The following is a 5,979-nucleotide window of genomic DNA, read 5'->3' as shown; positions in this document are numbered from 1 at the left end:
TAACCGGGGATTCTTGGCAGGCTGTACTTTGAAAACCGGACATTTCTATTTTGCAGAAAATAGGACATTTCTATTTTGCGTTGACATTTTGTAAATAAAAACTTGAAATGTAAAATGTTTAAGTTATAATACTTTTATTCAAACCCGGGGGTTTGAAAAAATATCAGGAGGGAAATAATGCAAAAAAAGCTTATTGTTATTTGTGCCGCCATTATTCTGTCTTTAGCGGTGTTTTCATGCGGTCCTAAAGGAGACTCAGGCGCAGCAGGGCCTACGGGACTTCCGGGAACAGGTTATCTGGTAATTAGTTTCCAGAATGGGGTTTATCCTGATGCGGCATATGCAGAGTGTGAAGATGCAAGGATATGGTCAGATACAGAGCAAAATAGTAATTATGGAGGGGATACTTATTTACAGCTTGGAAGAACTTCCGGGGGCGAACTAAAAAGAGGGCTTATGAAGTTTGATAACCTGACGATTCCTACCGGCGCTGTTGTAACGGATGCTTATCTTACTGTTTATGTTAATAACATATTGAGCGGTGTCAGGGATTTTGCGCTTTATGAATTAAATGCTGATTGGATAGAAAATCAAGCTACGTGGAATGTTTATTCTACAGCGAATTCATGGGCAAGCCCCGGAGGAGATTTTAATGCTGCTGCAATAAGCAATACTACGACTCTTGATTCCGTAGGATACCATACTTTCCGTATTAATGCTTCGGTTGTACAAAACTGGCTGGACAATACGGAAAACAATTATGGTTTCATTATCAGGAAAACAGATGAAACAACCGATGGTGAAATGATTTTTAGAAGTACTGAATATTCTACGTTGGAACAAAGGCCAAGACTGACCGTATATTATACGGCTCCATAAGGGGAGGGTGAAGATGAAAAAATATATTGTAATTTTAGCGGCGGTTTTATTAAGCGGTTTTATGGTGTCATGTAAAGGTGAAGCCGGGCCTGCCGGCCCTGCAGGCGCGGACGGAATAACGCCTGAAAGCGGATGGTATTCAGTTGTATTGCAGCAGGGAGTTGACGGTTATACAGGATGCTATGACGCAAGGATACGTTCTTTTGCCCCTGATACAAATTATGGCTCTGATGACGCATCTCAGATTGGTTATTATGAACCAAACAATGATAAAAAGAGATTTGTTATTGAGTTTTTCTTCAGTGATGGTCCGGAAGTACCGGATGATGCTGTTATTGAAAGCGTGACATTATCTTTAAAAACAAGTGGTGCAGGATCCGGCAGCGGCGCATACAGGCTTTATGAGTGTTCTCAGGCGTGGAGCGAAGGAACTACGACATGGAATAATGCCGGAGTATCAAACTGGACTGTTGCGGGGGGGAATGTAGATATTAATACTCCTGTAAGCAATTCCGCGGTTCTTAATTCATCTTTTATCGGGTGGTCAACATGGAAGGTTGATAAGAACCTGATTGAAGAGAAGATGTCAGCAGGCACTACATTTGGATTTGTTTTTGTGGCAGATAATGAAACAACAATAACAAGTGATGTAGAGATACATACTTCAGAGGCTGTTGATGTACAAAACAGGCCTAAATTAACAATATATTATTCTAAGCCATAAGGGAGGATAAGATGAAAAAAAATATACTATTAACAATAATAACAGTTCTGGCTGTTGTTCTTATTGGCTGCAGCAAAGGAGTGACAGGTCCTGCAGGCGCTCCGGGCAGTGACGGGTCAAATGTGACTACTATTGTGTTAGAAAATGGAGTGTATCCGTCTTCTGCATATAATTCTATTGAAGGTTCTGCGATGATGCATGGCACAGTGGGTAATGATTTTACGGCAATTGATACAGGCAGTTGTGCAAATGTTTCTGTCGGGTATACGGATGTTATGAACTTTGGGGCGATGAGGGGTGTTATTAGGGGCGATGTCTCATACATTATTCCTGACAATGTCGATGTGGTGAGCGCCAAACTTGTTGTGAATGTGATCGGTATAAGCGGCAGCAATATAAATGTCAGCGCTTATAAGTTGAATGCGGCCTGGACAAAAGGGTCTCAGTGCATTGCAACATCAACAGATGGCGTGACATGGGCAACAACAAACGGGACAACGCCATGGGCAAGCGCGGGAGGAGATTATGATGCGGCTTCATCGGGCGGTGCAACAGCAATAACTGCAACTGATGAATATGAAATAGAAATAAAACCTTCAGTTGTTGAAGGGTGGCTTGCAGATCCGTCAACCAATTTTGGAGTAATTCTTATTTCATCCAATGAAACTACTGAAGGTTATTTTAGTATTGTAGGCGCGGATGCAAAATTAAAATTAACATACATTCTTCCATAATAAAGGATTGTTGTCTAAAGCCCCGGACTGTGTAATGTGCAGTCCGGGGCTTTTTATTAATTGTCATCACAGTAATACTTTGTCTGAAACGTTCATTTTATGTGAACTAAATCGCAAAACAGAAGAAGATCACATAATGTTTTTGGAAATTTGTGTAGTTTGACACAAAGATGTCAGGCTGGATAAAGCCCCCTGATGTTATAAGAGAATAATACGGCGCGCCTTATCCCGGGGCAAAGATGTACTTTTATATCAAAGACAGGTTTGAAGACAGGGATTGGATAAGTACGCTGGTTACGCTGTCAAAAAACGAACTTGGTGAATTTAAACCTAAAAATAAAAAAAATCCGAAAAAAAGCATAGCTGGTTTTTGGCCTGTGTTTTATACGGACAAAAAATGTTGATTTGTTGTTACGTTTATGTTACATTTGTTACAAATATGTAACATAGGAGATTTATGAAGATAAATTCAGGCGTTTTAAAGGTATTAAATTCGGAAGACAAGATAAAAATACTTAAATTTATGCTGGGACAAAAAAAGCTCCCGGATATGAGTGAAAGGGAATTAAGCCGTGTAATCGGCGTTTCAAATGTAAAGTTAAACAGGGCGCTTGCTGAATTCAAGGAAATTAACCTTGCGGAAGTAAAAGGCGTCGGCAATTCAAATGTATGGGCTGTAAATGAAAGTAGTTATGCTTATTCTGTTTTAAAGCCTATAATAGACTCTGCCGGGGAAAAAGACGTTCCTTTTGCCGATATGGCAGAAAGAATTAAAAAAGCTTTTGGATTCAAGGGTGTAAAACAAATAAAGATTTTTGGCTCTGTCGCCAGGAAAAAAGAGGCTGTAACAAGCGATATTGATGTGTTTGTATTGGTTAAGGATAATAGAACAAAGGAAGAATGCGAAATCATAACAGATAAACTTTCAGCAGAGTTTGTTAAACTTTATGGAAACGTCCTTAACGGGTATATACTTACCGAAAAAGAGTATAAGGACAGAAAGAATTTGGCTTTGATCGGAAATATAGAAAAAGAAGGGATTAAAATAGTATAAAACATAGAGGGGACAGAGATGGATAGTATAAGGACAAGCCGTATTGACAGGCATTTGTATGTAAATTTTATCAGGCGCTCAAAAGAATGTATTAATACAGCTGCGGATGCGTATCAGAAAAAAGATTATAATGCGGGGGCAATATGCTCGGTTCACAGCGCGATTTCGGCGGCGGATGCCCTGTGTGTTTATTACCTGCAAAAAAGGCATACCGGCCTGCGTCATGATGATGCGGTAAGGCTGCTGGAAAGTATTAAGGACATACCAAATGTAGAAATTAAAGAAGCCGGTAAAAGGCTGAAAAAAATAATAAGTATGAAAAATATGGCTGAATACGAAGAACGGCTTATAAAACAAAAAGAAGCCGAAAACCTTCTTGAAAATGCCAAAGTATTATTTGAGTTTATAAAAAGCAAACTGCCGGAATAAATCAAATTTAAGACGGATGATATTAAAGGGAGGGGATAATGGCGGAAAATAAGACGCAGCCCACAAAAAAAGACGCAGTGAAATATATAAATTCCATAAAGGATATTCAGCTTAAAGAAGATTGCCTTAAGCTGGCGTCTATAATGGAAAAGGCAACAGGGGAAAAGCCGGTAATGTGGGGGGCGTCTGTTGTGGGATTTGGGAAAGTGCATTATATTTATAAATCAGGCAGGCAGGGAGATTGGATGAAAACCGCCTTTGCGGTAAGAAGCGGAAAGATATCGGTATATATTTTTCCGGATATAGATAACTATCCGGTTGAACTTGGAAAACTTGGAAAGCATTCAAGGGGAAGAGCGTGCCTTTACATCCGCAGGCTGGCGGACATAGATATTAAGACGCTTACGTTTATGATAACAGATTCGGTTAAAAAGTTTAAAAGCGGGGTTTATAAAGCGCCCGGCGCGGAATAAGCCGTTTAAGTTCTTTAACTCCAAAATTAAATAATAACCGGTAAATTGTGATATTATGCTTATACTTTGCTATAGCGCGGGAAAAAGGAGAACCGGTGAGGAAAATTTTATTAGCAGTTTTTATATATATTGTTTTGCCCTGCGCGCTTTTTTCTTCCTGGGTGGATGTGGACGGGACAGGGACAACGGAGGTTCTTATATATCCCCCGTTTGTGATGACGTCAACTTTTTCTGTCAAATATGACAGTTTAAATTATCCGCATGTATTCTGGAGCGATTCCGGCAATCTTTATTATTTAAAATATAACGGAACCGCATGGGTGGACGCTGACGGTGTCGGGCAGTCAAATATGATGATAGGTACCGGGGAAAGCTCCGCTTTAATTCTTGACGGCGCTGACAGGGCGCATGTGCTGTGGATAAATTATGTGGCTGCGTCTTCAGGTTATGACGTTTTTTACATGAAGTGGAACGGCAGCGCGTGGGTTGACGCGGACGGCGCCGGGCTGGCTGATACAAATATTACAAACAGTACCGGAAATAAATCAGACGCGGTATTCGTGCTTGATTCCATGGGGCGGCCGCATGTTGTTTATGTGAAGGCAAATCCCGTTGAAGGGGATGTTTTTTACCTTAAGTGGGACGGTGCCGCGTGGGTGGATGCCGACGGCACAGGCACAGGGGAAAGCAATATAAGCAATTCCGCGGGCCCGTCAGTGAATCCGGATATTGAAATTGACGCGTCTGACAACCCGCACATTGTGTATAACGAATCAAGCGGGTCAGCTTCCCCCAATGAAATTTATTATATAAAATGGAATTCTATGGCGTGGACTGACATTACCGGCAGCGGTCTTGCGGGTGTAAATATTTCAAATGACACTTATAATTCGGTCACTCCAAAACTTGAAATTGACTCTTTGGGGTATTCTCACGTGGCGTGGCTGTCGGACAGAAATATGCCCGGCGCGTATAACAGGGATGTATATTATCTTAAATACAACGGCAGCGCGTGGGTGGACGTGGATGGAACGGGAACAGGAAATATAGGAGTGACAGGTAATCCTTCTGAAACTGCGGATTATCTGGCTTTTGATGTTGCCTCTTCCGGTACTCCCTGCCTGGCGTGGACAAGTGAAATTTATGACGTGGCAGATTCGCCTGTAAGCGTGCGTTACGCGCAGTGGAGCGGTTCTGCATGGACAGACCCGGATGGTTTTACAGCAGGAATGTCAGTAAGCGGAGGCGTGGGTACATCTTTGGATTTGGATAATCTTGGCAGGCCGGGTATTATGTTTAGGACGGGCGGGCCGTGGATTTCTGATTTCAGCGTGTCCTTTCTTCAGTGGAGAACCGACTTTACCCCGACGCTTACGGCAACCTTAACCGCTACATCCACTTATTCAATAACACAGACGCAGACGGCAACGCTGACTCATACATTAACTGATACGCAGACTGCAACGCAGAGTATAACGCAGACTATGACCGGCACTTTGACCGCGTCCGTTACCCTGACTGTTACATGGACACACACCGCAGAGCCAACTTTTACCCCTACAAGTTCAATTACATTAACGCCGTCTTTTACGCAGACAACCACATGTACGCCTACTGTAACCGCCACAATAATATGGCCGGGCGGCGAAATTCAGGTTTACCCGAATCCGTTTAATATTGATTCAG

The 5,979-nt window shown here is 41.9% G+C and carries 8 protein-coding genes; all 8 read left to right on the top strand.

Going from position 1 to position 5,979, the window contains the following annotated elements; translation table 11 throughout:
- Positions 1 to 177 precede the first annotated feature (177 nt).
- Positions 178 to 879, top strand: a complete 702-nt coding sequence (locus tag JXR81_00040; GenBank protein MBN2753229.1) for a DNRLRE domain-containing protein — start codon at positions 178 to 180, stop codon at positions 877 to 879.
- Positions 880 to 892: 13 nt separating this feature from the next.
- Positions 893 to 1,603: a DNRLRE domain-containing protein gene (locus JXR81_00035; GenBank protein ID MBN2753228.1), complete on the top strand. Its 711-nt coding sequence runs from the start codon at positions 893 to 895 to the stop codon at positions 1,601 to 1,603.
- Between the two features lie 11 nt (positions 1,604 to 1,614).
- Positions 1,615 to 2,337, top strand: a complete 723-nt coding sequence (locus JXR81_00030; GenBank protein ID MBN2753227.1) for a hypothetical protein — start codon at positions 1,615 to 1,617, stop codon at positions 2,335 to 2,337.
- A 239-nt stretch (positions 2,338 to 2,576) separates the two neighbouring features.
- Entirely contained in the window at positions 2,577 to 2,741 is a 165-nt protein-coding gene (locus tag JXR81_00025; GenBank protein ID MBN2753226.1) for a hypothetical protein, read from the top strand.
- Between the two features lie 53 nt (positions 2,742 to 2,794).
- The gene (locus JXR81_00020) at positions 2,795 to 3,391 is read left to right on the top strand and encodes a nucleotidyltransferase domain-containing protein (GenBank protein ID MBN2753225.1); all 597 of its coding nucleotides are present in this window, start codon (positions 2,795 to 2,797) and stop codon (positions 3,389 to 3,391) included.
- Positions 3,392 to 3,409: 18 nt separating this feature from the next.
- Positions 3,410 to 3,820: a HEPN domain-containing protein gene (locus JXR81_00015; GenBank protein ID MBN2753224.1), complete on the top strand. Its 411-nt coding sequence runs from the start codon at positions 3,410 to 3,412 to the stop codon at positions 3,818 to 3,820.
- A gap of 38 nt (positions 3,821 to 3,858) precedes the next feature.
- On the top strand, positions 3,859 to 4,293 hold the full coding sequence (locus tag JXR81_00010; protein MBN2753223.1) for a DUF1801 domain-containing protein: 435 nt from the start codon (positions 3,859 to 3,861) through the stop codon (positions 4,291 to 4,293).
- 95 nt (positions 4,294 to 4,388) lie between these two features.
- Positions 4,389 to 5,979: hypothetical protein (locus JXR81_00005; GenBank protein MBN2753222.1), on the top strand; the 1,591-nt coding region annotated here is incomplete at its 3' end.

This window comes from Candidatus Goldiibacteriota bacterium (assembly GCA_016937715.1).
Lineage (GTDB): Bacteria > Oederibacteriota > PGYV01 > PGYV01 > PGYV01 > PGYV01.
Note: the sequence above shows the minus strand (reverse complement) of the source record. Positions and strands in the feature narration are given on the sequence as shown.